This window comes from Streptomyces sp. NBC_00425 (assembly GCF_036030735.1).
GTDB lineage: Bacteria > Actinomycetota > Actinomycetes > Streptomycetales > Streptomycetaceae > Streptomyces.
Genome location: NZ_CP107928.1, coordinates 8,015,618 through 8,041,777, shown reverse-complemented (window position 1 = coordinate 8,041,777; position 26,160 = coordinate 8,015,618). Strand labels below are relative to the sequence as shown.

General features: G+C 66.3%; 14 protein-coding genes and 5 pseudogenes. 10 read left to right on the top strand and 9 right to left on the bottom strand.

What is annotated here, in order from left to right:
* Positions 1 to 309 precede the first annotated feature (309 nt).
* A pseudogene (locus OHS82_RS35455) lies at positions 310 to 566 on the top strand (integrase); the annotation flags it as partial.
* Between the two features lie 122 nt (positions 567 to 688).
* On the opposite strand, the gene OHS82_RS35450 reads toward OHS82_RS35455, so the two are convergent.
* Positions 689 to 1,828, bottom strand: a complete 1,140-nt coding sequence (locus OHS82_RS35450) for a Fic family protein (protein ID WP_328435230.1) — start codon at positions 1,826 to 1,828, stop codon at positions 689 to 691.
* Between the two features lie 255 nt (positions 1,829 to 2,083).
* On the opposite strand from OHS82_RS35450, the gene OHS82_RS35445 reads away from it, so the two are divergent.
* The 4 genes and pseudogenes from OHS82_RS35445 (at position 2,084) to OHS82_RS35430 (ending at position 4,277) form a co-directional block, all read left to right on the top strand.
* The gene (locus OHS82_RS35445) at positions 2,084 to 2,941 is read left to right on the top strand and encodes a helix-turn-helix domain-containing protein (RefSeq protein ID WP_328435229.1); all 858 of its coding nucleotides are present in this window, start codon (positions 2,084 to 2,086) and stop codon (positions 2,939 to 2,941) included.
* 43 nt (positions 2,942 to 2,984) lie between these two features.
* Positions 2,985 to 3,125 (top strand): annotated as a pseudogene (locus OHS82_RS35440) (undecaprenyl-diphosphatase); the annotation flags it as partial.
* 470 nt (positions 3,126 to 3,595) lie between these two features.
* Positions 3,596 to 3,892 carry a hypothetical protein gene (locus OHS82_RS35435; RefSeq protein WP_328435228.1) on the top strand — a complete coding sequence of 99 codons (297 nt, stop codon included), beginning with the start codon at positions 3,596 to 3,598 and terminating at the stop codon, positions 3,890 to 3,892.
* 133 nt (positions 3,893 to 4,025) lie between these two features.
* A complete protein-coding gene (locus tag OHS82_RS35430) occupies positions 4,026 to 4,277 on the top strand; it encodes a transposase (RefSeq protein ID WP_328435227.1) in 252 nt (83 codons plus the stop codon).
* 275 nt (positions 4,278 to 4,552) lie between these two features.
* On the opposite strand, the pseudogene OHS82_RS43620 reads toward OHS82_RS35430, so the two are convergent.
* A pseudogene (locus tag OHS82_RS43620) lies at positions 4,553 to 4,792 on the bottom strand (IS3 family transposase); the annotation flags it as partial.
* Between the two features lie 108 nt (positions 4,793 to 4,900).
* On the opposite strand from OHS82_RS43620, the pseudogene OHS82_RS43615 reads away from it, so the two are divergent.
* Positions 4,901 to 5,629 (top strand): annotated as a pseudogene (locus tag OHS82_RS43615) (winged helix-turn-helix domain-containing protein); the annotation flags it as partial.
* A 24-nt stretch (positions 5,630 to 5,653) separates the two neighbouring features.
* On the opposite strand, the gene OHS82_RS35415 reads toward OHS82_RS43615, so the two are convergent.
* Positions 5,654 to 6,163 (bottom strand): SUKH-4 family immunity protein, encoded by a 510-nt coding sequence (locus tag OHS82_RS35415; RefSeq protein ID WP_328435225.1) that lies wholly within the window; start codon positions 6,161 to 6,163, stop codon positions 5,654 to 5,656.
* An 87-nt stretch (positions 6,164 to 6,250) separates the two neighbouring features.
* Complete coding sequence (locus OHS82_RS35410; protein ID WP_328435224.1) at positions 6,251 to 6,526, bottom strand: contact-dependent growth inhibition system immunity protein; 276 nt, start codon at positions 6,524 to 6,526, stop codon at positions 6,251 to 6,253.
* Positions 6,527 to 6,919: 393 nt separating this feature from the next.
* Between OHS82_RS35410 and OHS82_RS35405 the strand changes: the two genes are divergently transcribed.
* A complete protein-coding gene (locus tag OHS82_RS35405) occupies positions 6,920 to 8,305 on the top strand; it encodes a N,N-dimethylformamidase beta subunit family domain-containing protein (RefSeq protein ID WP_328435223.1) in 1,386 nt (461 codons plus the stop codon).
* Between the two features lie 142 nt (positions 8,306 to 8,447).
* On the opposite strand, the pseudogene OHS82_RS43610 reads toward OHS82_RS35405, so the two are convergent.
* The 4 genes and pseudogenes from OHS82_RS43610 to OHS82_RS35380 all read right to left on the bottom strand — a co-directional run bounded on the left by OHS82_RS43610 (position 8,448) and on the right by OHS82_RS35380 (position 17,556).
* Positions 8,448 to 9,785 (bottom strand): annotated as a pseudogene (locus OHS82_RS43610) (IS701 family transposase).
* Between the two features lie 9 nt (positions 9,786 to 9,794).
* Complete coding sequence (locus tag OHS82_RS35390; RefSeq protein ID WP_328435220.1) at positions 9,795 to 10,544, bottom strand: transposase family protein; 750 nt, start codon at positions 10,542 to 10,544, stop codon at positions 9,795 to 9,797.
* A gap of 474 nt (positions 10,545 to 11,018) precedes the next feature.
* The gene (locus OHS82_RS35385) at positions 11,019 to 11,621 is read right to left on the bottom strand and encodes a hypothetical protein (protein WP_328435219.1); all 603 of its coding nucleotides are present in this window, start codon (positions 11,619 to 11,621) and stop codon (positions 11,019 to 11,021) included.
* A gap of 88 nt (positions 11,622 to 11,709) precedes the next feature.
* Positions 11,710 to 17,556 carry an RHS repeat domain-containing protein gene (locus tag OHS82_RS35380; RefSeq protein WP_328435218.1) on the bottom strand — a complete coding sequence of 1,949 codons (5,847 nt, stop codon included), beginning with the start codon at positions 17,554 to 17,556 and terminating at the stop codon, positions 11,710 to 11,712.
* A gap of 808 nt (positions 17,557 to 18,364) precedes the next feature.
* On the opposite strand from OHS82_RS35380, the gene OHS82_RS35375 reads away from it, so the two are divergent.
* A complete protein-coding gene (locus OHS82_RS35375; protein WP_328435217.1) occupies positions 18,365 to 22,678 on the top strand; it encodes an FG-GAP-like repeat-containing protein in 4,314 nt (1,437 codons plus the stop codon).
* Positions 22,679 to 23,022: 344 nt separating this feature from the next.
* Positions 23,023 to 24,126 (top strand): IS630 family transposase, encoded by a 1,104-nt coding sequence (locus tag OHS82_RS35370; RefSeq protein WP_328435216.1) that lies wholly within the window; start codon positions 23,023 to 23,025, stop codon positions 24,124 to 24,126.
* Positions 24,127 to 24,169: 43 nt separating this feature from the next.
* On the opposite strand, the gene OHS82_RS35365 is transcribed toward OHS82_RS35370, so the two are convergent.
* Positions 24,170 to 24,985, bottom strand: a complete 816-nt coding sequence (locus tag OHS82_RS35365; protein WP_328435215.1) for a phosphotransferase family protein — start codon at positions 24,983 to 24,985, stop codon at positions 24,170 to 24,172.
* Between the two features lie 169 nt (positions 24,986 to 25,154).
* Between OHS82_RS35365 and OHS82_RS35360 the strand changes: the two genes are divergently transcribed.
* Positions 25,155 to 26,038, top strand: a protein-coding gene (locus tag OHS82_RS35360; protein ID WP_328436144.1) for an IS5 family transposase whose coding sequence is annotated in 2 segments (ribosomal slippage) — positions 25,155 to 25,508 and positions 25,511 to 26,038 — 882 coding nt in all. Because the reading frame shifts where the segments join, the coding sequence is not laid out codon by codon here.
* Positions 26,039 to 26,160: the final 122 nt, after the last annotated feature.

The window sequence follows — 26,160 nt, the reverse complement described above, 5'->3', positions numbered from 1 at the left end:
GGGCACTTGTCCGAGTTGCCATCCGGGGCGCCCAGCGACGACGTCCGCGCCCCAGCGCCCGAGTGTGCCCCGCAGGAGACACATCAGACGACACTTTCGGTGGCTGTCCGCCACTCCCCGTCCGGGTATCCGTCGGCTTGCGACCCTCTCGCACCCACTGAACACCGATATATCACGCTTATCCATCTGCCACTGGGGCGGGGCGGACAATACACGGGGTCGAATTCGCCCCGGATTCGACCCAGGAGTTTGTTTACTGGATAGACATGCGCTCTGACCTGCGGAAATAAAGAGCGGCAGACGAGTCAGGCTGCACGCTGGGTACGAACCTGCCGGCACGAGCTGCTGGACGGCACCCTGATCTGGAACCAGCACCATCTGCTCCACGCCCTGCGCGAGTTCGCGCAGCACGACAACTCCCACCGGCCCCACCGGGGCATCGCAGGCGCCCGACCACTGCACGCCTTGCCCCACCGATCACCGATTCGGAGCAGCTCACCCACCTCGGCATACGCCGACGTGACCATCTCGGCGGCACCCTCAACGAGTACCGACATGCGGCCTGAACTTCACGGACGGAGTTCTCGGCAAGGGCAGGGTCTGACAGTCCCTCTGCGGTTATCGGTGCCGCGGTCTCTGCTCCGGGCACGACGAAGCCCCGCCTCAACGGGAGACGGGGCCGCGGCGGTCAGCGGGTGCTGTACGGATTGCGCAGTGGCTTCGTGATCGTTTTCATCTTTGCCTTCACCGGGTCCATGGCGGGGCCTGCGGTGTAGAAGCGTCCGCGGGCCTGCCCATGCGAGCGTAGCCATCCCGTGCGCACCATGGCCTTCATGTCGCGCATCGCCGTGTCCGAGCTCAGGTCCGCGTCCCGCTGGTACATCGTCCGGCGCACCTTCCCTCCGGCGAGGGCGGGCATCAGGGCGAAGGCCATGCGCTCGTCAAGGCCGGATGTCTCCATCTGATCGACGAGCAGGAGCCAGGCGTCGCGGAAGAACTCGATGCGACGCTTCGCCGTCTGCGCCTGCATGTGGTGGGCGCCGAGACAGAATCTGATCCACGGCCCGGCGTCACGCTGAGGGCTCCACACCTCGCCGCCGACATCTTTGAGCATGTCGTAGTAGCGGTAGGTGTTCTGGCCGCGCCCGAGCCATTCCTCGATCGAGGAGAACTCCGAAGGCATCAGCGCCTCCCGCGAGAACACCAGCGTCGACAAGGCCCGGGAGGTTCGGCCGTTGCCGTCGGCCCATGGGTGGATCTTCACGAGGTTCAGGTGGGCCATGGAGGCGCGAACGTGCACGGGCGAGTCGAGGTCGCCCTCGTTCAGCCACGCGACCAGCTCCGCCATGAGTCCGGGGACCGTCTCGTAGTCGGGCCCCGTGTAGTCCATGACCATGGGGTCATCGGGGCTCGTGATGTAGACAGGGCCCTTGCGGAGCCGGCCGGGCCGCTTATCGGGGTGATGCTCCTGGATCATGAAGTGGAGACCGTTGAGGAGCCCCAGGTCGTAGCGGAATCCCTCCCCGGCGTCTGAGAGACCCTGGATGTAGGTCATAGCCCGCTGATAGCCCTCCACCTCCCTGCGGGTCTCGTCGCTGGCCTCCAAAGGATCCTCGCCGGACATCAGGGCCTCGACATCGTCCACCGACGCGGCGTAGCCCTCAATCGTGTTCGACCCGGCGATATTGCGTGCCGTGAGGTTCCGGCGGAGCTGCTTGGTCCAACGCACAGTGGGCCGTAGGAAGTGGCGGAGGTCTTCGCGCAGGGTCTCGATCTCAGCGAGAACCCGCTCGTCCTCGTCGGTCAGGGAGGGAGTCTGGAACAACATACAATGATGCAACCAAAAAGGTCGGATGGTCGCAAGATGGCGCGCGTCGCCAGTGCGGCCGCGGACCGAAGCCGGTGGCTCTGCCCCTCTTCCTGGCCCGCGGATATGCCCTCGTACGGCTCGATCTCCCGCCGCCCTGCGCCTGCCGAAAAACTCATCCGTCCTGGTGGAGGCTGGCGTACGGGCGGTGTCGAGCGCGGGCCCTTGGGCGGGTGCTCTGGGCGCCTGATGAGTGCCCCGGCACGATGATCTGTCGTGCTGCTGCGACTGACCTATCTCGCTGTGACGAACGCGTTCGCCCTGCTGCGCCTGCTGCTGATGAACGACCATGGCAAGGACATCGAGATCCTCGCGCTGCGTCATCAGAATCGGGGTACTGGAGCGCCAACTCGACGGCCGGAGAGTGGGGAATTGCCTGATCGTCGACACGGGCGTTCCTGGCGGCGCTGCCAGGGTCTGCCGCCCGAGGTGCTGCGTCGGATGCGGCTGCTGGTGCGGCCCGACACCGTGCTGCGTTGGCACCGCGACATAGTCGCCCGCCGCCACGCCGCCCGGTCCCGGCCGAAACGCGGGAGCCGACCGCGCACCGTGCGCTCCATCCGCGCCCTGGTCCTGCGCCTGGCCCGCGAGAACCCGACCTGGGGCTACCGGCGCCTGCACGGTGAACTGCTCATCCTCGGCGTGAAAGTGGCCGCCTCCACGGTCTGGGAGATCCTCAAGGACGCCGGGATCCCGCCGGCACCCGAGCGGACGTCCAGTACCTGGGCGGACCTCCTGCGCTCCCAGGCCGATGCCCTGCTGGCGTGTGACTTCTTCGAGACCATCACTCTGTCCGGGACGCGGCTGTACGTGTTCGCCGTGCTCGGGCACGGCAGCCGGCGCATACGGGTCCTCGCCACCGCACACCCAACCGCCTCCTGGGTGACACAGGCCGAGAAGAACGTCGTCATGGGCCACGAGGCCGTCGGCGTGGAAGGTCTCCACTCGCACGTCACCCTGACCATGGAGCAGGAGATTGCCGATTCGCTGCAAACCCGGTGGCTGCGGCTTCGCGGCCAGCGAGGGAGAGCACTGGAAAGTGCCATCTCCCACTGCTCTCGCATTCGATCTTGAAGAGTGGTGGAAAACAGCAGGTCAAGTCCGCTCGGTCAAAGTCGTCATAAGTTCGTTCATGAAGTTCATCTCGCACAAGAGCTTCATGCCGTTCGTCTACTACCGCATCGCGCTCGGTGTGGTGGTGATTGTGCTGGTCAGCATGGGTGCGCTGAGCCCGCACGCGGGCGAATCCGGCGGCTGAACCAGGGCCGCGCAGGTAGCGCTATCTAGCATTTCCTAGCGCCTGATTGCAGCACCACGCCATGATCATCTCCCACTTGTCTCCCACTCATCTCCCACCGGGGAGGCGGGATACGCCCCACTAGAGCGTGTGCGTCCGCAAAGTAGGGGATGGCGCGGAAGGGCCCGCACGGCTTGCCGTGCGGGCCCTTCCGCACAGAGGGTAGAGCGGGTCAGCTGAGCTTCATGTCCGGCCAAGGCCGCGACCCTCGCCACGCAAAAACGCAGCCGCTCATCCACCGTGTCCCAGGCATCGCCGGCGAGGGCGTCCAGCGCGGCGGCGGCCCTGAGGATAAGCCAGCTGCGGCGCGCTTCCATGTCCTCCCACGCGTGCGTCACCTCGACTGCCTCACCGTGCGGACCCGCGCCCCCATACACCGTTACGGCGACTTCCCCCATGTCCCCGTTGATCGCGAGGACCTGGGGAGCCGGATGTCCCCAGCCGCCGGTGATCTCATCCGGCGCGAGGCCCTGGAGTTGGTGCTCCACCACCGCCGCGCCGTGAAGGACCTCCGCGGCCTCGCCCAGCTCCTGACTGATCTTGAGCACGCGCACCGGCTCCGCCGCACGCCGCCCATCCTCGTACGGCCCCTCCACCAGACCGACTCACGGACGCTCCTCGCCCGCCGTTCGGCCCATGAGATCTGCACCGTCCCGCGCTACCGCGCACAACGCCGTGGGCCGAGCCACACCCGACGGTGGCCCGAGGGCCGGCACACCGGGATCTGACTGGACGACGAGGACACCCGTCTGCGCTGAGGCCTGGCCGATCCTGCACGACTCGCGGTGTACAAGGTGAACCTTCCCCTTGATCTTGGACACCTGGAGACTGGGACGTGAGTTCCAAAGGAAGTAGTGCCAGGTGGGAAGTAAGAGCAACCGCAGCAGGCGGTACACGGAGGAGTTCAAACGGGACGCAGTCGCTCTCGTGCGTTCCTCCGGGAAGACCGTCACCGAGGTGGCCCGGCAGCTCGGGGTCAGCGCCGAGGGCCTGCGGAACTGGGTCAAGCAGGATGAGCCCGACTGCGGGCACGGGGCGCCGGGAGAGCTGACGACGGCCGAGCGCGAGGAGCTGCGCCGGCTGCGGAGGCTGGCCGCCGGTCGGTGTGCATGATGCAGCCGTCCTCCAGACCACCGCATCCGGCCGCCATCCGCAGGGCGGCGACCGGCAGCTCGGCACGGTGGTGGGCGGCCATCGCCCAGCCGATCACCTCCCGTCGCGAGATCGATGCAGGTCGCCAGATACAACTTCTCTTCCAGTGTGACGAGTTCGGTCGTGTCACCGACCATCCGCATCCCGGGACGGGGCGCGGTGAAGTCCCGGCCGATCAGGTCGGCGGCGAACACCGCCCGCATGGCCTGCCTGGTCAGGCCCCGACGCCGACGGCGGGTGATCCCGACGATCCGGTACTTGCGCATCAGCCGCTCGACCCTCTTCGGGTTCACCGCCCGCCCGGCCCGCCGCAGGGCGGCGTGGATCGCGGGGCCCCGTAGGCGCCGCGCGATCCGGCGTGGAGCACTCGGATCTCGTCCACCAGGCGTTCCTCCTCGCGCCGCGTGACCCGGCGCGCTGACGCGGCCGCCCGGTGCGCATAGTAGGTAGAGCGCGGCACGCCGAGCGCACGACACAGCAACGCAACGCTGTGACCTGCTTGATTGTCGTCCGATGTCTTCTCCGCGTCGATGAAGCGGCACCGCGTGGCGGTGTCTACCTCATCTTGTCCTGCGCGAAGAACGGACCAGCGGTGGACGCTGGCACGGATCAAAACGCTGATCGGCAGGCTGTTCCATGTGAGCTACATTGTGGAGGGCACCTGGCAGCTGTTGAAGCGACACGGCTGGTCCTGGCAGCAGCCCGCCCGGCGGGCGATCGAGCGCGACGACGCGGCGGTCGAGGTCTGGAGGAAGGAGACTTGGCCGCTGGTAAGAGCGAAGCCGGCCAGTCGATGACGCCGCCGCGAGCCAGAAGCTGGGGCCGCAGGGGCTCCACGCCGGTGGTCCGGGTGCGCGGCCGGGGCTCGGGCCGGGTGTCCATGGCCGGGTTGACCTGCTACAAGTTGGGGAGTCAGTCCCGGACGTTCTACTCGGTCCGCGAGTACCGGGGCCGCAAGGGCGAGCCGAAGGGCATCGACTGGCGCGATCTGCTGGTCAGGGCCCACATCCAGCTCGGCGGCCCGATCGTCCTCGTGTGGGACAACCTGCGCATGCACCTGGTCGAACCGATGCGCCAGTTCATCGCCGACCATGCGGCCTGGCTCACACGGTGTTCCAACTTCCAAGCTACTTACCGGACTTGAACCCGCAAGAGGGTATCTGGTTGCTGGTCAGCGCGACATCGGCAACCTCGCCGCGGCCGACCTCGGCCAGATCACCCGTGCCGTCAAGCGCAGGCTCAAGCAGATCCAGTACCGCCCGGACCTGGTCGACGGCTGCCTGACCGGCACCGGCCTGATCATGGACGGCTGACCAAAGGCGGAGTTCGCTGCTGGATCACGCATCCCAGTCCGCGTAGTCCCCGATCGCCACGTCGTCGCAGAACGTCTCCCAGAACCCGTTGTCCGCGAGAGCCGTCTTGTCGATGTCAGAGACGAGATCGCGAAGCTCTACCGCCACCTCCTCGTACCTGTCCTCGTCGTCGTCCGCGTAGAACGGGAAGCGTGCGATCACCGCGGCCACGCATTGGCTGAATGAGCCGAGATCGCTGTTCACGTGACGGGCCCTCGCTGAGTCGATCGTGGGAATCTGCACCACGTGACCAGTAGCAACATCGACGGCGATGCGTCCGAACAGGCCACTCGTCGCGAAGGCGATCAGCCCTCGCTCACCGATCCCCGCGAGGAAGGCTGGCCTACCCATCGGCTGGTACTCGTATCCGATCAACCGGGCCGGGATGCCGGTCTCACCGAGATCGATAGCGATCTGGGCGGGCGCCCCGGATGGAGCCTCGACGCGGATCAAGACGAACTCGGGCTTCGGCAACTGCGGCAGAGGCTGGCTCACGGGGAGATCTTCTCCCGAAGGGCTGCCCCAGCAACACCCGGAGGCCCGCGAGACGGGCGCCTCACGTTGGGGGGCCGGGTCCCGGCATCACCCATTCAAGTTCAGTAGCAGATCACCTTCGTACATGTCCCCCTCTGCCATCGGGTTCTCCCGCAGTACATCCAGTGCCAATGGCAGGAGGTAGGGCAGGCCTATGTCCTGCCCTACCAGCAAGCGCATGTCCTCGACGGTCAGCTCGCCGATCGGCCGACGCCGCAAGGCGTGTGCAGTAGTGACAAGGCGGGTCTCGTCGGCTAACGGGGCTGGCCAGCGGGCGCGTTCAAGCTCATCAAGGGAACAGTCACGATTCAAGGGGAGCGTCACCGATCGATTGTCCTACGACCAGATCTCGAACGCGGCCTGAAACCCGGTCTGTCCGGGGAAGCGCTGAGGCGAACTCGGGGCAGTTCAGCGTGTGTTGTTCCGCACATCGCTGCAGACGGCGTAGGAACTGCAACCGGTTCACATACACTCACCTTGGTCAAATTGCGGTACACCTTCACGCGTGTATCGCAGTGGTGTGACGCGTAGGGCCTCTCCCCAGCGTCCTCAGCGGAGGTTGTGGCCCTGTTGCCCAAAGTATCGCGTCGCATTGCTATCGGAGCGCTTGGGCTGGGGACAGTCGGAGTCATGGGCGGCTTCGCCCTGCGGGGACCTGACGTTCCGCCCCGGCGCATTCTGCCTCGCCCCGCCCCCCGGACCGGGGCCAATCCCGTGGTGAGTGAGAACCAGCTCATAGGGTCAGCGGCCTGGACCTTGGCCGGCGGGGGCTGCAAGGGCGTCACCGACATGACGCGCGATATTCAGGGATACGCCTCCAAGACATCTGTCAGCCACGGAGAGTCCCTGGACTTTCACGTGTCGGTGCAGTCTGAACAGCAGTTCACCGTCTCGGTCTACCGCATCGGACACTACGCTGGCGTCGGCGCTCGTCACATACTGACCAGCAAGAAGCTCGGGGCGAGACCGCAAGGCCTGCCGCAGGCGGACCTGGAGACCGGAGCCATCACATGTGACTGGCCGGTTTCCTGGAGCGTGAAAATACCTAGCGACTGGGTCTCCGGAATATTCCTGGCCGTCTTCACTTCCGAAGATGGTCGCCGCAGCTACACGCCGTTCGTCGTGCGTGATAGTTCGCGACGCTCTGATGTGCTGGTGGTCGTCCCTTTCGCCACCTACCAGGCGTACAACCTCTGGCCGCTGGACGGACATACCGGAAAGAACCTGTACAAAGGATACCGGAGCGAAGGCGAAATAGGCGGAAACGCCGAGAGGGCGTTCAAGGTTTCCTTCGAGCGCCCCTATGCCAATCTGGGGCTGCCACGCTGGTTCGAGATGGATACCAGTTTTGCGCGCTGGGCGGAAGAAGCTGGGTATGACGTCACATACGCGACCAGCATCGACCTTCACGAAAAGCGCATTGATCCGGAAAAGTACACGGCAATGGTGTTTTCCGGGCATGACGAGTACTGGTCCCGGCAGATGCGGGACGTCACCGAAGACGCCGTGCGCGCGGGAACACACCTCGCTTTCCTGGCGTCGAACAACATCTACTTCCGGATACGGATCGAGGACTCCGCACGGGGATCTGCCAACCAGGTGGTGACCTGCTACAAGGAGGAGCCGGACCCTGAGTCGGACTCCGACGGGCGGACTGTGCGGTGGCGCCATGCCAAGAAGCGGCACCGCGCCGCCGAACAGGGTCTACTGGGCGTCCAGTACAACGGCATCCTCAACAAGCCAGCCCCCATGGTGGTCCGCGAGAGCGATCATTGGTTCTGGGCAGGGACCGGCTTGCGCGACGGTGACGAGATAGCCGACCTGATAGGTGTCGAGGCGGACGGCTTCGATCCCAAGATGCCGCAGCCCGAGAACGTGAAGCAGACACTACTGTCTGCTTCTCCGTACATCGACAGCCGGGGCGGTGGCCGCACGGTGCAGAACACCAGCCTCTGCGTGAATGAGCAGGGCACGGTCGTGTTCGTCGCCGGTACTTTCCACTGGCCATTGGCGCTTGATGATCCGGACCACATCAACAAGCACGTCCAGACCGCAACCAGAAACCTCATGACGCGACTGCTTCAGGCGCGCCAGAACGCTTGATCCGAAGAGCTCGGCTCATCAACGTCGACCTTGCGGTGCAAAACAGGTCCCCCGTGACCGGTCGACGTCCAGAAGCACTTCGGCATCCGAGGTGAACTTGGCTTCACCCGCCAAGCTCTGTCACAGCAGCTGTAGTTCTTGATCACGGTTGGTCGTGACGGTGGTCTCGTTGCTGGTGGCAGGTGGTCGCGACGGCTTGGTGATGGCGTCGTCAGGCGGTCCAGTGCAGGACGTGCTCGCGGCCGCGGACGGGTGGCGGCAGCACGAGGGCTCGCAGGAGCCGGATGAGCTCGGGGCAGCTCAGCGGGACGAGCGCGGGCTCGTCCTCGGCGGCGTCGTGGACGGCGGTGGCCGTGAGGGCAAGGACAGCGGCGGCGATCAGGGAGAACAGTGACCAGCACATCCAGGAGTTCCAGCAGGTCACCTGGCCCTGGTCGAGTCCGGTGAAGCCCTTGGCGAGTTGGAAGGTTTCCTCGATCCGCCACCTGCGACAGATCACTTCCACCAGCGTGCCGAGCGAGACGCCGCCGGGTGCCCAGCAGCGGAAGTAGGACACCTCGCCGTTGTAGCGGTGCCGCCGCGTGACCAGCACACTCGCCCCGAGCCCCTTCTCGTTCCGGTTCTCGTCGGGAGCGTCGTCGGGGCGGACATCGAACCAGGCCCAGTCGTACTCGCGGGTGCCCTTGGTGCCGTGTCCGGTCTGCCGGCGCATCTACTGCCCAGGCCGCACCTTGTTGATCATTTTGCGGGCCTCCCACCGGCGTCCGGTCCCGTCGATGACCTGGTAGGTGGCGGCGATGCCCACCGTCTAGCCGAGCCCCAGCGCCCGTATGCCCCGGCGTAGTTCGCGCCCGCAGTACACCTCGTCGCCCGCGAACCAGTGGCCTTCAGGCCAGCGGCGAACGCGTCGGTGACCATGGCCAGCGCCTGCTGCGGCTTCGTCGCGAAGGCGATCTCCTCCGGTACTCCGGCGACCTCGCGGCGTTCCTCGTCCGCAGCCCAGTCCGCCGGGAGATACAGGGCCCGATCGATGATCACCTTCGTCGTCGCGGTGACCGCCGCCAGGTGCACCGTCACCTGGCACAGTCCGCCACCGCCGATTTCACCGGAGTATTGCCGGCCAGCGCCCACTCAGTCCGTGGACGACTTCGCCACCCCGTCTCGTCCGCCACCAACACCATGCTCTGATCGGCGGGTTCATCGATCACGAGGCTGGCGATCTCCTGCCGGGCCCGCTCATGGTCGAACCGGCGCGCGAGAGCAGGCGCTGCAGCCGGGGCGGGCCCGGATGTCCCAGAACCTGCGCGAGCGTCCAGCAGTTCCGCGTGTCCACCTCCAGCAACAGCCCCGCGACCAACTCCGCCGCCGTCGCCCGGGCTTCACGTCGCGCGAAGCAGCCCGCGACCGCCCGCATCGCCCTCCCGAACGCCTCGCCCCACGCCCGCACCCGCCCCGGCAACACGCTAAACAGCCCAGACACTGAGCATTTTCAGCGTTGCCTCTCCAGGGTGAGGACGGCTTTGGCGATGACGCTCATGCGGTTGGGGCTGACGCGGGATCTGCGGAAGATCTGCCAGGACTTCAGCCGCGCCATGCCTCGTTCGACAGGTGCCCGGGAGGCGGACAGGGCCCGGTTCTCGGTCCGCTCGGTGAGGGTGAGTTCACCGCCTGGCGGGCGACGCTTGGCAGTGGTGACCCAGTCGCCCGCACCGATGTAGGCCATGTCGGCGAGGATCGGGACGCCTTGGCGCGCGCAGATCCGGAGGATCTGGTGGGTGCGGGCGGCCGTCAGATCGTGTGTTCGGCCAGGCAATGCCGGCGACAGCCACAGAATCTCGCCGGCAGGGTTCGTGACGACCTGCACGTTCACCCCGTGCCGCTTATGTTTCGAGGAGTAGTCGGCCCTGCCGTCGCCGACGCGGTCGCACTCTGCGAGCGAGCCGTCCAGGAGGACGAAGTCCGGGTCGTGCGCGCGCAGCGTCTTCAGCAGGCCCGGCGCCTGCTCGGCGAGCAGACCCGTGACCGCGGCGACGTAGGTGTGGGCGGTGCCGACGGATATACCGAATGCCGCGGCGATCCTCGTGAGGGTGTCGTGGCGACGCAGGTACACGAGTGCGACCAGCGCACGGCGGTGCGGCGGGAGTTTGCACCGCCGGTCACCCTCATGGGTGACGATGAGCATCGTGACCCACTCGACCAAGGCGTGAGGCAGGTCGAGTGCGGCAGGATATGGAACCAACAGGGCTCCTGTGCTGCTGAGTTGAGACGTCGAACACCTCCCTCAACGGCACGGGGGCCCTGTCCGTTGCGCGCCCCGACCTCACACCGCCCCGTCACCCGTTCAGTGGCCACACTGAAAACGCTCACTGGAACTACAACTGCCGTGTCTGTCCGCATCACTCTGGCACCAGGCTCGTCGAACTCGCCGACCGCCCTCGACTTGGGACTGCGTTGCCGGACGCTCTACGCGTCGGGAACGCGCGCTTCGCTACGACACCGCCGCAGCTGTAGCGGCGACGGTCGGGATACGACGGAACGGAAACGGCGGGGTGCACGGTGAGCACCTCCGCCGTCCATGGTAGGGCCGCCGCCAGAGACGGAGCCCGTCCTGCTTCTGTCGGCCGTCTGCAGACATGAGAGTCATATCGAGCCAGCCCCGTGGCACCTTCGGGAAGACGCAGGACGGTGCGGGACCCATGCTCTACGAACGCGGTCAGCGCCTCGACAGGTAGTAGGTGTCCCGTACGTCCGGGTCGGAGGTCAGGAAGAACAGCCTCAGCCGTCCCGCCTCGTCCTTGACTACGCCGAGGTCCCAGGACGCCTCCGCCGGAGGCGGGGCCGTGCGCGTCGCTGCTGCTTCCGGAAGCGGCGACGCGCTCGTAGTCGGGGGCATGGTCAGGGCGCCAGTCGGGGACGGCGAGCCGGAGCGACCCATATCGGACGGATCAGCGGACCCACCGGATCCGGCCGTCGAAGGCTTCACCTTCACATGCACCACGGAACCGTCGCCCACGGTGTTGCCGCCCTTGTAACGTCCGGGCTCGGACAACGTCCAAGTACCGGTCCCGGTCATCCGCCATCCGTCGTCGAAGCGGAACTCCTGACCGTCCAGATCTGCCACCTCGGCGACCCCGTCCGGCCTCAGCGTGAGCGAGCTGCTGGCCCAGCCCTTCCAGGTCCCGTACAGATCCACGCCCACCGCCTTGACTGGTGGTGGCGGCGGCGCGTACCGATTGTCGACGCAGGAGGCCGTTCCGGCGACCAGTGCTGCCATGACAGCCGCAGAGGCCAGGCCGCGCCGTGATCGGGTAAACATGTGCAACCTCTTTCACAGAGTGGGTCAGGCAGGCCGAGGAGTGCTCCCCCGACCTGCCCGACAGTACTGCTGGTCGTACTCCTTGCCGCTACTCCGGTCGCTGCATGTGGATGTTCTCGGTCCATCGGACGGTGAACTGCAGATCCCTCTGACCGCTCGGGAAGATGCCCCGGATCGTTTGTGACAGGGCCATCGCTCCCGGGTCCTTGGCCCCGCTCTCGTATCCCTCCTGCGAAACTCCCCGTGTCAGCGACGCGACTGTCATCTTCTGGGTGAGCTCGAACTCGACCTTGCCGGTGCGGTTCAGCGGCTGGTAGTCGGTCACGGTCGCATGCAGGTTGAAGGATCCCAGGGTGGCGCGGGTCGCGCCCTCCTCGGTGCTCGGATCCGTCCCCCCGCCGAGGAACTGCGTGATCGCATCGGAGAGCTCGCCGGCCATCATGCCCTTCAGCGGCAGGTCGTTCATGACCGCGCCGTACTTCGTCTTGTAGTCGAGGCCGGTGATCTCCTCCCCTATCTTGGTGCCCTTGCGATGCGACAGGTACCTGCGCACCACGTCCATCCAGATGTGGTTCTGCACCCCTGCGGTGAATTTGTCGTTCTGGTCGAAGGAGTACGCGGCCGGGGTCGCGCCCATGAACCACATCGCCACCACCTGGGTGGCGTTGGGGTTCAGATGGGTCCTGGTGATTCCGGGACCACCGAAGCGGTACGCGGCGGTCGCACGCCGGCCCAGCTCCTGCTGGCGCTGGTAGTTCTGGTAGTTCTTGTGGTAGTACGCGCTGTTCCGCTCCTCCTGAGCGACGATCTGGTCGTAGTGCTTACCCTTGCCGATCACCTCACGGCCGTTGCGGCACTGGTACATGCCGCTCATGCATTCCGCCAGGGCCTCACCGGTGGGGTCGGAGAAGCTGACCGGGTTGTTGGCCGCGTAGCCGTAGCCGTTCATGGTCTGCGGCTTGTCGGCCTCCAGGATCGGATCGACCGAGACGAACCGGCCGATGGACGGGTCGTACTCGCGCGCGCCGATGTGGGTCAGCCCCGCGTCGGCGTCCTTCGTCCCGCCGATGAAACCCTTGTCACCCACCCATCCGGTGGGCTGGGTGCCACGCGCCTCGCCGAAGATCGTCGACTTGCGGCGTGTGACGGTCTGCGCGGCGTCCCCACTGACCTGCGTCGTTCCGGTGCCGTGGTGGTCACCGAAGACGAAGGTGAGCCTGGACTGGGTCCGTACGGCCACCGGCACCTCGCCCGCGAGGTAGTAGCGCGTGCCCGTGAGGGTGCCCGCCTGGTCGAGCCGAAGCTCGTTGCCGTTGGGCAGGTACAGGGTGGTGCCGGTGGAGTCCTTGCGGACCAGCCGCTGCCCCTCGGTGTCGTACAGGTACGAGCTGGTCGCGGTGCCCTGGGCGACGGACTTCAGATGACCCTCCTCGTCCCAGTCCAGGGTCTGCACTGCATCGGCACCTATCTTGTGTGTCCTGGTGTTGCCCGTCTCGTCGTAGGTGAATAGCTCCTCGTGGGCGTTGTTGCCGGTCTGGGTGACCTTGGGCAGGTCGTGGGTTCCCGTGGTCGGGTCGGCGTAGGTGCGGACGGTGTCGGCGGAAGGGCCCGAGGTGGTCGCGTGCCTGGTCTCGCTCTTGCGGTTGCCCACCGCGTCGTAGGTGTAGCTCGTCCAGTAGGCGTCCTGACCACCGACCTCGGAGGCCGACGGCGCCTGCGCGCACTGGCCGGCGGTGCGGTTGCTCCACGCCTCGGCTATGCGGCGCAGCGCATCCAGGCCGAAGCACTGGGTGTCGGTGGTGCGGGCGGCTTCCTGTCCGTAAGAGGTGGAGATGGACGTTACGTTGCCCGCAGGGTCGTATGTGTAGTGGTTGTCGTCGATGCGCTGCGGGGCCGTGTCGCGGTCGAGGTAGGTGTCGGTGAGCTGCCCGGTGTGCTCGTCGAAGGTGTTCGTCCGCAACACGCTCTGCCCGAAGGCGCCGAACTGGCGGCGGACCTCACGGCCGTAGTGGTCATACGTGGTCCCCGAAACCAAGGGATCGGTGCCTGCGCCCACGGTGTTCAGCAGACCGGACACCGGGGCGTAGGTGTTGGCAACCTTCTCCGCGGGCAGATCGCCGATGGCCGGGTGCTGGATCCACATCACCTGGCCGGTGTTGAGGTTGTAACTCGTCGTCCACTTGTAAGTACCCGCCAGCGCACCCTGGCTGTCGGGGATCGTGACCTGCGTGACGACGGGCAGGTAGAGGCTGTTGTATGTGGTGACCTCGGTCGCGTAGGCCTTGCCGCCGACGTAGCGGACGGACTTGGACAGCTGGCCCTTGGCGACGGTGTCGTACTCCCAGGCGGCGAGCGTGGTCGCACCCGACTTCAGGGCGGTCTTGCGTCCGAGGTTGTCGTAGTCGGTGTGGAGCGTGACGTTCCGCTCATCGGTGACGTCGGTGGCCCGGTCGCCTTTGTCGAACGTGGTGCGCGTGGTGCCCTTGTCGGGGTCGGACGTCTCGATGCGACGGCCGCGGACGTCGTACGTGTACGTCCAGTGGGCCCCGGACGGGTCGGAGATCCGCCCGAGGCGACCAAGCCTGTCGAACATGTACGTGGTGGACTGCGCGGTCGTGCGGGCTGCGTCCGTGTACTCCCTGACCTCCGTCGTGCGGCCGACGGCGTCCTTGATCGTGGTGGTCGTCGTGCCGCCCTTGGGCGGGATCACGGTGGTGGTGTCACCGGTGTACGAGGTAGTGGTGCGCTTGGTCTCGTCCCCGAACCGCTTCGCGATCACGGCTGTGACCCGGCCCGCGCCGTCGTACTCGGTGTCGGTGGACGCCGGCTGGTTGAGCTCCTCGCCAGTCACGAGGACCGGTTCGGCCGCGCCCGCGGCGTAGTAGGTCCCGGACGAGCGCCAGGCCAGACCACGTGTGTCGTAGAACGTCTCGCTGATCAGACGGCCGGCGCGGTCGGGAGAGGTCTCCTGGGTCTGCCGTTCACGCAGCATGCCGTCCTGGAACGAGTAGCTGGTCTCGTACTTGCTGTCGTAGGTGAGCGACTTCGACGTCACCACGATCGGACCGTCGTTGCGGACCAGATACTCGAAGACATAGTTCGGCGAGTCCGGGAAGGTCGCGGCCGACCTGGTCGGCAGCCAGACCTTGGTGACCCTGCCCAGCGGATCGTACGCAGTCGTGGTGATCTTGCCGTTGGCATCGGTGACTTGGGCGGCCTGGGCCCGCAGCGGGTCCGTGACCGTGGTCGTGGTGTGGCCCTTGGGGTTGGTGACCACCATGGAGGTCGGCGCCTCGCCGCTCACCGGCATGTACGCCGTCCTAGTCACCTCGCCGTAGGCATCCGCGCCCGCGAGCCCACGGCCATAGAGGTCGTAGCAGAGCTGATTGCCGGTCACACCGCAGATGCTGGGGACGCTGGTCTGGACGTCGTAGCCGGAACCGGCCCCGTTGATCCGCTCGGTCCTGGTGACCAGACCCTTGCTCGGCGCGGCGCCGAGCGCTCCGCCGTCGTAGTAGGTGCGGACGTCGTCGATGACGTCGGCCGGACGGGACATGGCTGTACCGCACGGCACGGCGACGGTCTCGACACGGCTGACCTTGTCGAGGATCCAGGCCGAGGTGTTCCGCGCGTACGTCGTCGTCGTGCACTTCTCGTCGCCGGTCTTCGCGGTGTCCCCGGTCTCGTAGATCGAGTCGACCATGCCGTAGCCATCGAAGTGACGGGTCTGCTCGATAGTGCGCACACCGCCGGTGACGGTGGTGCGGGTGGACTCCTTCTGCACGCCTGTCCGGTACGACTCGAGGTCCGGCAGTCCCGTGCGCGCGCGGGAGGCGAGGACCCCGGACCGCCAGGGGGTATACGAGGTCGCGGACACCGGCTTCGCGGTGTCGTCGCCGTTGTAGGTGGCGGTCTCGCGCTGTATTCCGGCGAACTGTTCGCGGTCGGTCACGGCCACGCCCGCACTGTCCTTGACCCCGGCGCCGTCGATGCCGCGGAAGTAGCGGGCCTCGGCCAGGGTCTTCGGGTCGGAGGCGGCGCCGGTGCGGGTCTGGACACGCTCGTAGCCGCGGGCGACGGAGTGAACGCGATCGGCGGCCTTGGTGAACTCGTCGGTACTCTTCGCCCAGGCGGCGCCGCCCAGGTAGGAGTAGCTGGTCACCTTGTCCGGGGACTCGACGAGGTTGTCGCCCTCGACGACCTGGGTGACGACGTAGGTGTTGAACCAGTCCTGCTTGGCGGTGTCACCCTCGTACGCCCACTTCACCGGGTAGCAGCGGGTGGTGTTGGTCCCGTCGGCAGGGGGCAGGGTGGCGGCGGTGCAGTCGGGCTGGGAATAGCTGACCCCGATCGTGCCACCGGTCTCCGTGGTGATCTGGTACAGACGCAGCCGGACGAATGGCGCGAGGCCGTCGCCGAGGGCATCGACGCGATTGGGCCTCTGCTCCCCCGCGAAGGTCACCGGCGGGAGGGAAGCGGTGCCTCCGGTCTTTCCGGTACGCCGGATGGACTTCAGCCACATGGGAGTGGAGATACCGTCACCGGCAGCGGGGAAGTCCTGCGCCAGCGTCCAGGTGTCGACGTCCTTGTAGGCCCCGCCGGTCAGCAGCTTGGTGGTGATCGCCGCGAGGCGCTTGCGGGACCAGAAGGTGGGCGAGTACTGGTCCTTGCACTCGGTGGCGCCATCCTTGCAGTACCGGTCGAAGGGGACGTCCGGCCAGTTCTTGGCGTTGGCTTCGTCGAAGGTGCCGCAGTCGGTCAGACAGCGCTCGGACACATCGAAGAGGACCTGGCCCATCGCCTTGCCCGAGTACACCGCGTTCGACCGCAGACCGTAGTCGATGTGGTCGAGGTACCCGCCTCGGACATACGGGGTAACGGTGGCCTTGCCGGTGGTCTCAGAGACGTTGCGGCCGTAGTTGTTCGACTCGGTCTTCCAGTAGTACGCCATCGCGTTGCCGGTCGGGCTGACGACGTAGTCCAGCTGCCAACGCCAGCCTTGTTGGCACCAGCCGGAAGCGAAAGAGGCGTTGTAGCACGGCTCACCGGAGTGGTTACCGAAGACCGGGGCGGTCCAGGTGGAGTTGGTGACCGGGTCGTCCGCGGCGGTGCCGTTGTCGCTCCAGCCGGGCAGACGGTTCAGACCGAAGAAGTACTGGGTGCCGTCGGTGGTCGTGACCTTCCAGTGCTCGCCCTCTCCGTCGACACCGGCCGTGCCTTTGTCGCCGTTGGTCGCACCGGTCAACTTCTCGATCTTTTCGCCCGAGTCGTTCACCGGATGCCAGCCCTTGCCCGACTCGTAGACGAGCTCGGTGGACTTGCCGCCCAGGGACAGGGTGGCGTTGTCGTTGAACCAGCACAGGTCGCCGACCTTGGTGGTGTTCGTGGCGTCCGTCTTGTCGTCGTTGCAGGATTTGTAGCGGCGCTCGATGAAGCCCGGCTCCCACGACCAGCCGTCACCGATCCAGGAGGGCTGGTTGTTGGTGACAGAAGTACGGCCGTCAACCGACTGGGAGTTATATCCGAGCGAGATCTTTGGATCCATGCCGCCGGGAACCGTCGGCACACTGATGGGGTGCGACCAGGTAAAGATACCGGTCGAGCCGCCCGCACTCCACGATCCGGAAGCCTGCAGCGAGGTCGCCTTGTAGTCACCGGTCGGGCCGGAGGCCTCGGCCGTTGCCGCAAGGACCGTGGCGGCGCTGGCCATCATGGCCTTCTTGGTGATGGTGCCGTTGCCGGCTGCGGAAGCCCCGGCCACGGACACCTGGGCCGAGAGCTTGCCGGACCGGATGTCGTTGTTCGTGGCCAGGGGCTTCTGGATACGGCACTTGGCGAGCTCGGGGTCGGTGAGCGCGCAGGCTGGCAGCTGCACGAGGCGCAGTCGCGCGGCCCAGTCACCGCCGTAGGCACCGCGGAAAGAGCTGTAGTCCACCTCAACCCTGGCCGGTATGGGATTTCTCACAACATCTGCGCGACGCATCGTCAGAAGCAGTCCGCTTACGCCGACTTGGCGGGCCTCGTCGCGGGCCGCCACGGTCACCGTCACCCTGGCCGGCGCCGCCGTCCCGCCCTTCGGCGGCGCACCCTTGGCCGGAGCGTTCTTCTTCGTCGCGAGCCCGCCCGTCGTGACCGACACCGGCAGTGAACCCGCTCTGCCTCCGGGCGCGAGCGACACCTCCGCGGTGCCGGCACCAGGCCACCTGACCTTCGGCGCCTTCTTCTTCCAGGAGTTCGCAGAGGCGGCATCAGGCCGCTTCCCGCCCCCGACGGCGACTTCCGCGACCGGTACGGCCTTGGGCTGCTTCAGCTTCGGTAGGTCTGGCCCTCCGTCCGCAGCAACCGCCATCCCCGGCAGCGCTCCGGCGAGAACCACGGCGGCCAATGTCGCTGACAGGCCGCGCATGCCGAAACGTCTCACACCCCCACCCCCTTATTCATCTGTGAAACGGACCGGGGGAGATTAACAGGCCCTCGCAAGCCACTTGAGCATTTGGTGAGCACTAAGGGCTTGAAAGGAATTCAAACGTGACCTTGGGGAGAATTCAGACTTACTGGCGAGATCATGACAAAGGTGCCGGTGGGGCGGTGCGCGCCGCTCAACCTCTCTGTAGAGTCCCGCCGGTTATCGGACATTGAGAGGTTTCATGCTGCAGATAAGACCTCGCGGGGGCGAGCCGAGAAAGAGATGGCTTTCCAGGGCGATTTCTGTCGCCTTGATAAGCGGAATTACCGCTTCAGGTGTGCTTGCCCTTCCCTCCACTGCAAGCGCGGCGGTTTCCGCCGCCACATCGACGGACCCTGTCGCCGACGGCTCGAAGAGCGAAGAGGAGTACGCGCTCGAACAGGCCGCAGCGACGGGTCAGCCCTACGAACTGGTCTCCGCCAGGACGGAGTCGACGGACACCTGGGCGCAGCCCGACGGAACCTGGTCGGTCAAGCGTTATGGCACCCCGGTGCGGCTGCTGCGAGACGGTGCATGGATGCCCACCGATCCGACTCTTACCGTCGCGAACGACGGTAGGGTCGTGCCGAAGGCTTCCACCGTGGACGTGGCGTTCTCGGGTGGCGGCGCAGGTCCGCTTCTCACAGGCGTCAAGGATGGCCGTACGCTCTCGCTGACCTGGCCCAAGGCACTGCCCGCGCCGACGCTGTCCGAGAACGTGGCTACATACGCCGAGGTTCTGCCCGGTGTGGATCTCCAGCTGAAGGCTGAGGTCGAGGGCTTCTCGCAACTGCTCGTAGTCAAGACGGCAGAGGCTGCCGCGAACCCGAAGCTGGCGTCGCTGAAGTACAAGTTGGACACCGTCGGTCTGGATGTGTCCACTGACGCGGAGACCGGCAGCGTCAGCGCTGTGAATCCGGCCGGGCAGACGGTGTTCACCAGCCCCTCGCCACTGATGTGGGATTCCTCCTCCATCTCCTCGGGCACGGCACCCGGGGCCCCTGCGGCGTTCACGGCCATGACCGCTTCGGGCAAGACGGAGGGCGGGGCGCCCGCCGATGTCTTCGATCCGCCGCCGGGCGCGCAGGACGCGCAGATGCCCACGACGGTCAGCGGCGACACGCTGGAAATCAAGCCGGATCAGGAGCTGCTCCAGGGCGCGGACACCCAGTACCCGGTGTTCATCGACCCTTCGTGGGCCTGGGGCGAGAAGCAGAACTGGACTAGGGTCTACAAGCACTACCCGAAGACTTCGTTCTGGAACACCAAGGATCCGGTCCGGGTCGGCTACGAGGCCGAGACGGGCGGCTCGGACCGGATCTCACGGTCCTTCGTCCAGCTCGACACCAGTGACACCAAGGGTGCACAGATCAAGAGCTCGGTCTTCCGGATCCGCAACATCTGGTCGTGGTCCTGTCAGGACCGGCCGGTGGAGCTATACCACACCACTGGCATCACCAAGAAGACGACCTGGAACAACCAGCCCAGCAAGAAGTCGACGCTGCCGCTGGACACGGTCGACGACTCCAAGGGCTGGAGCAAGGACTGCGCCGCCGGGAACCTGGAGTTCGACACCACCTCCGTAGCTCGGGAAGCTGCCTCCAAGCGCTGGTCGAACATCACTCTTGGCCTCTACGCCTCGAACGAGACCGACACATTCGGCTGGAAGAAGTTCGACGCCAAGACTGCGGTCCTGGAGACGAAGTACAACAACCCACCGAAGACTCCGACCGGCCTCGGCACCAACCCGCGCACGGACTGCAAGGCGGGCGGCCTGATCGGCAACACCCGCGTCAGCCTGTACGCAAAGTTCGACGACAAAGACGCCGGCAATCTCACCGCCGAGTTCCAGGTGTTCAAATCCGGCACCACAACGCCAGCCGCGAGCGTGTCGCTGCCCGCCAACAAGGGCAAGATCACAACCTGGGCAGTTCCAGAAGCAAATCTGCCGACCGGTGACTGGACCTGGAAGGTACGCGCGAAGGACCAGGACAACGCCTACTCTGCCTGGTCGGCGACGTGCAAGTTCACGATCGACCGCACCCGTCCGAGCAAACCGCCTGTGATCACCTCCGCAGACGGCATTTTTCCGCCCGGTGACGGCGGCTGGCCTGCCGCCACCGGAAAGGCCCGCGAGACCGGCAAGTTCACCTTCGCGCCCAACGGCGTGACGGATGTGGACCACTATGTCTGGTGGACCGACTACGAGCCGGACCCCAGCGACGCCAAGCCCAGTATCCCGGCTTCCGTGAAGCCCCCAGGCTACGGTCCGCACTTCCTCTATGCCTACAGCGTCGACAAGGTTGGCAACCGCTCCGACACCGCGACCTACCTGTACTACGCGGGTCGCTCCCAGCTCCGGGACGGCCCGACCGACCTTAACGGTGACGCCAACAGCGACATCTGGAGCCTCGATTCCAACGGCACCCTGCTGACGTACGCCGGGCAGGGCAACGGCGATTTTGCCGCCGCGACCAACGGCGGCAAGTTCTTCTCCGGCGCCAGCGTCGACTCCCGCGGCGACTGGGGCCAAGACGGCTACAACGACCTTGTCGCTCTGCAGTACGACGACGTCGAGAAGCGAAAGCGGCTTTGGACCTACCCGAACAACGGCAGCGGCGTCATCAGTGACGACTACACCGAGCTGACCGTCTCCTGCCCCGTGGTGAACGAGGAGCTCGGCTGCATGGGCGATGAGACCTGGACAGGTGACGACCACTGGCACAACGCCGAACAGATCATCGCAGCTGGCGACCTCAACGGCGACACCGCTCCGGATCTGCTGGTCAAGCAGGGCAAGTTCCTCTGGGCCTACTACGGAAACCGCGCCGCGTACTCCCTCGACGTGCGCGAGCCGGTGCTCGTCGGCGGCGGCGACTGGGACAAGTTCACCGTGATCGCCCCGGGCGACCTGAACGGCGACAAGATCGCCGACCTGTGGCTGCGCGAGAACGCCACCGGCGACATCTGGCGCTCGTACGGCAGTAAGGGCGCCAACGGATACGTCGATCCGACGACCTGGGGCAACACCGCAGCTCGCGTGAAGATCGCGGTCGGCTACCAAGCGTATGCCTACCCCGCCATCGGCTCGGTCGGCGACGTCACCGGCGATGGCCTGGCGGACCTGTGGGCCCGCAAGACCGACAACACGATGATCGGCTGGTACGGAAAGGTTCCGGGCGCTGACAGCAAGTCCTTCAGCTCCGCCTTCGTCATCGACGGCATCACCGGTGGTTCCCGCATCCCCTCGGGCACCACGCTGACTGGTGGTCAGTCGCTGACCTCGCGCTCAGCCAAGCTGACGATGCAGGACGACGGCAACCTCGTCATCACCTCCAACGCCGGCAAGGCGCTGTGGTCCTCTAAGACCGCAGGAAATGTGGGCGCCAAGGCTGTCATGCGCAGCGACGGCAACCTGGTGGTCTACAAGGCCGACGGCACGACCGTGGTCTGGGAGTCGAAGACGAACGCTCCCGAGGGCTACGCGTTGCTCCAGGATCGCGGTGACCTCGTGGTCTTCAACGTCAGGAGCCAGTCGCTGTGGTCCAGCGGCAGCTCGATCCGTCACGACTACAACGCCGACGGTCGCAGCGACATGGCCGACTGGTACGACTACGCCGACGGCCACGACGCCATCCACACCTTCGCCACCAACTCCGACGGCACCTTCCAGGCGCCGAAGACAGCATGGACCGTGGCGCCCGACAACTACTGGGCCGACCACATGAAGCGGCTTACCGGCGACTACAACGGCGACGGCATTGGCGACGTCGCAGCCGTTTACGGATACGACTCCGGCGCGGTCGCCCTGTTCACCTGGACAGGCAAGGGTGACGGCACGTTCAACGCACCCTTCAAGTCCTGGAACGTCACCGCGGGCAGCTGGACCTTCGACCGGATGACCCCATACAGCGGCGACTTCAACGGCGACGGACGCGACGATGTGGCCGTGTGGTACGACTACGCCGACAAGCACGACACCATCTGGACCCTCACCAGCACCGTGAAGGGTGGCTTCAACTATCCGGTCATCTACTGGACCTCCGTCAACGGCTGGGAGCAATCGCGGGCGAAGACCGTCACCGGTGACTTCAACAGCGACGGTCGCGACGACTTCGCGTCCTTCTACGGATACGCGGACGGCAGCGAGAAGCTCTGGACATTCAGCTCCACCGCCGACGGCAAGTTCGTCCCCGCATCCTCGTGGAGCTCCACCACATGGGGCGACTGGGCCCGTACCACGCTCCACGCGGGTGACTTCAACGGCGACGGACGTGACGACGCGGCCACTTGGTACGACTACGTGGACGGCCATGACGCCATCATCCTCTTTCCGAGCAATGCCAACGGAACCTTCACCTCCATGTACGAGGCGTGGAGCACACCGGCCGAGGTCATGTGGCGGAACCACATGAAGATCGTCAGCGGCGACTACAACGGCGACGGTCGCGATGAGTTCGGCGCCTTCTACGGTTACGACGACGGCAGTGTCCGGATGTTCACTTGGACGGCAAAGACCGACGGCAAGCTCAACCCGCCGGTGGGCAGCTGGTCCGCGCCCACCGGAAACTGGTCCCGCGATCGCGCCTACTTCTTGGAGCACCAGAACTGAGGCCCACGGGAGGTGAGTGACCTGTAACGCGGCCCGTCCTGCCACCAGGACGGGCCGCAGTCGTCTGAATCTTCGCGCCCTCTACGCCTGCGCGCCTACGCTGACCGGTCGGCAGGGGGCAACAGCCCGGTCGTCCCAAGGGCGGTTGGCTCTGGGGGACGCCTGGAGCCGACCGCATCCGGTCCGAACGGTTGCATCGTCCGCAGCGCGTTAGGGCCCAGCGGACGGGAGACGCTTTCTAGTGCTTTGACCGGGATGGTTCGCCGGGTTGGTGGTCGTGGCGGTTGGATGTGCGGGTGACATCCAGTCCGACCGCTGGGGGTGTGGTGACAGAGCCTGTCCGTGTGCGCCGGTTAACCGACCAGGAGGGGCAGAAGCTGCAGCAGATCGTGCACCGGGGCAGCACCAGTTCGGTGCGGTTCCGCCGGGCGATGATGCTGCTGGCCTCGGCCGGCGGGAACCGGGTCCCGGTGATCGCCCAGCTGGTGCAGGCCGACGAGGACACCGTCCGCGATGTGATCCACCGGTTCAACGAGATCGGCCTGGCCGCTCTGGACCCTCGGTGGGCGGGAGGCCGTCCCCGCCTGCTCAGTCCTGACGACGAGGACTTCGTCGTCCAGACGGCCACTACCCGCCCGACCAAGCTCGGCCAGCCTTTCACCCGCTGGTCGATCCGCAAGCTCGCCGCCTACCTGCGGAAAGTCCACGGCCGTGTCATCCGGATCGGCCGCGAGGCGTTACGCCGCCTGCTCGCCCGCCGCGGCGTCACCTTCCAGCGCACCAAGACGTGGAAGGAGTCGCCAGATTCCGACCGGGACGCCAAGCTGGACCGCATCGAGCACGTCCTGGACCGCTTCCCCGACCGTGTCTTCGCGTTCGACAAGTTCGGCCCCTCGGGATCCGCCCCGCCGGCGGCTCGGGCTGGGCTCCATCAGGTCACCCCGAGCGGCACCCCGCGACCTACCACCGCACCCACGGTGTCCGGTACTTCCACAGCCGTTACTCGATCGGCGACGACACACTGTGGGGCGTCAACCGCTGCAAGCAAGGGCGCCAACATCACGTTGGCCGCGCTCCGGTCGATCCGCGGGGCCCGCCCGAACGGCGCCCCGATCTACGTCATCCTGGACAACCTCTCCGCCCACAAGGGCCAGCAGATCCGGCGCTGGGCCAGGAAGAACCACGTCGAGCTGTGCTTCACCCCGACCTACGCGTCCTGGGCCAACCCGATCGAGGCCCACTTCGAGCCGCTGCGGCAGTTCACGATCGCGAACTCCCGCCACCGCAACCACACCTTCCAGACCAGGGCCCTGCACGCCTACCTCCGCTGGCGGAACGCGAACGCCCGCCACCCCGACGTCCTCGCCGCCCAACGCCGCGAGCGCGCCCGTGTCCGCAGCGAGAAGGGCATCCGCTGGGGCGGACGCCCACTCGACACGGCAGCCTGACGACCCGGTGAACCGTCGCGGGCAGAAGGGCAATAGCGCTATCTCAACCCAGCAGCTCCATCAGGCGGTCGGCCTGCCGCTCTGCGGTGCCGGGTGGATTCCTGGGGCTGTCTGGATCGTCGAACGACAACAGGAACAGCAAGACAAGGGCGAGGAGCCGCCGACAGTCGCGAAGCCGGGATGCCTCGGATGCGGTCAAGTCGACGTGTGCCAAGAACGAGGAAACATCGAGAGGCGGTCCGATCCAACTGGACACATGCTCGGTGATCTCCGCCAACTCGAAGGCTCGATCGCTGCGGCCGGAGTCCTCGAAGTCGACGACCCGGACCTTGTTTCCGTCCCAGAGGTAGTTGGCGAGGTTGCCGTCTCCAGGCCCGAACGCTGCGGGGACGTCAGGCTCGCCGTTCTCCAGACCCGACTGGGCCAGCCACGCCAATCCAGCGACCTTGCCGCGGGCTACGACGCTGGTGTCGTCACGACGCTCGACAGCTGACCAGGTACGCAGGTGCGTGAACAGCTCGCATTGATGTCCCGGCCTGAGCGGAACTCCCGCGAGCACCGACGGCGGGACCGCATTGTGCATTGCTGTGACGGCATCCGCGAGGGCCTTCAGCTGCCGGTGGTCGAGAGAGCTTCCCCGCAGAGGCGAGCCGCTCAGCCGGGACATCACGAGGGTCGGCTGCGGGGCAGCCAACTCCGATAGAAGCGGCTTGGCGGCCAAGCCGGGAGCATACGCGGCAAGCAGTGTCAGCGCACGCAACTCGCGCTCGCACCGCTCGCGGTCTCTCACAATGAACCGCTTGATGACACTGGTTGGTCCCATCTCGATCGCGTGAGTGCTCCATCGATCTGAACTCATGGGAGGTGATCTTGCCAGGCGTCAGCCTGTCGCAGGAGACGCTGACAACCGATCGAACCCACGATCTCGCCGACTCGCTTCGGCAGCCTGACCAACCCGGTGAACCTACACGGTCAAAGCACTAGGGTCCGTCTTCAAAGATCATCGAGTGGTGGATCATGGTGGGGTGATACGTCGCCATGAACTCACCGATCAGGAGTGGGAGTTACTCGCTCCCCTCATACCGCGGGCCGCGACAGGTCGTCCGCGCGTGGAGGATCGGCAGGTCGTCAACGGGATGGTCTACAAGATCCGAACCGGGATCTCCTGGCGCGACCTGCCGGAACGTTATGGCTCATGGCAGACGGTGTACACCCGCTTCCGCCGCTACGCCCTGGACGGTGTGTTCACCCGAGCTCTTCAGCAGATCCAGGCCCGCGCGGACGCGGCCGGCGATGTCGACTGGCTCGTGCAGATCGACTCCACCATCGTCCGCGCCCACCAGCATGCCGCTGTGACAGGGCGAAAAGGGGGATCTACCGGCCGGACGAACCGGACGATCAGGCCCTCGGTCGATCCCGAGGCGGACTGACTACCAAGATCCACCTCGCCTGCGACGGCAAGGGGCGCCCGCTCGCGATCCTGCTGACCCCGGGCCAACGCCACGACAGCATCTGCGCACGCCCCGTCCTGGAACGCATCCGCGTCCCACGCACCGGCCAGGGCCGGCCCCGCTGCAGACCCGACCAGGTCGTCGCCGATAAGGCCTACAGCTCCCGCTCTTTCCACGCCTACCTGCGACGACGCGGCATCGCGTGCACCATCCCGGAGAAGAACGACCAGCAGCGGCACCGCGGCCGCCACGGAGGCCGACCGCCGGCATTCGATCGGCAGATCTACCGCCGACGCAACGTCGTCGAACGCTGCTTCAACCAGCTCAAGGGCTTCCGTGGCATCGCCACCAGATACGACAAGACCGCCACCTCCTACGAGGCAGCGGTCAGTCTCGCGTCATTCCGGCTTTGGGCAAGATCCGACTCGAAGGATGGGCCCGCAACGGTCCCACCGCCGTGATCCACACCCTCCCCCGTCGACTGTGGGCGGGCTCCGGCGTACGGGCGGACACCTGGCAGGTCACCTCACCCCGCCCGGGCGTGCCGAACAGCGCCTGGACAGTGACGGACCAGGTACTCCCC

Bases quoted from the DNA above. Each gene is read 5' to 3' on its own strand.
- OHS82_RS35450 (WP_328435230.1), bottom strand. From the start codon at position 1,828: ATGTTGTTCCAGACTCCCTCCCTGACCGACGAGGACGAGCGGGTTCTC.
- OHS82_RS35435 (WP_328435228.1), top strand. From the start codon at position 3,596: ATGTCCCCAGCCGCCGGTGATCTCATCCGGCGCGAGGCCCTGGAGTTG.
- OHS82_RS35365 (WP_328435215.1), bottom strand. From the start codon at position 24,985: ATGAGTTCAGATCGATGGAGCACTCACGCGATCGAGATGGGACCAACC.
- OHS82_RS35385 (WP_328435219.1), bottom strand. From the start codon at position 11,621: ATGTTTACCCGATCACGGCGCGGCCTGGCCTCTGCGGCTGTCATGGCA.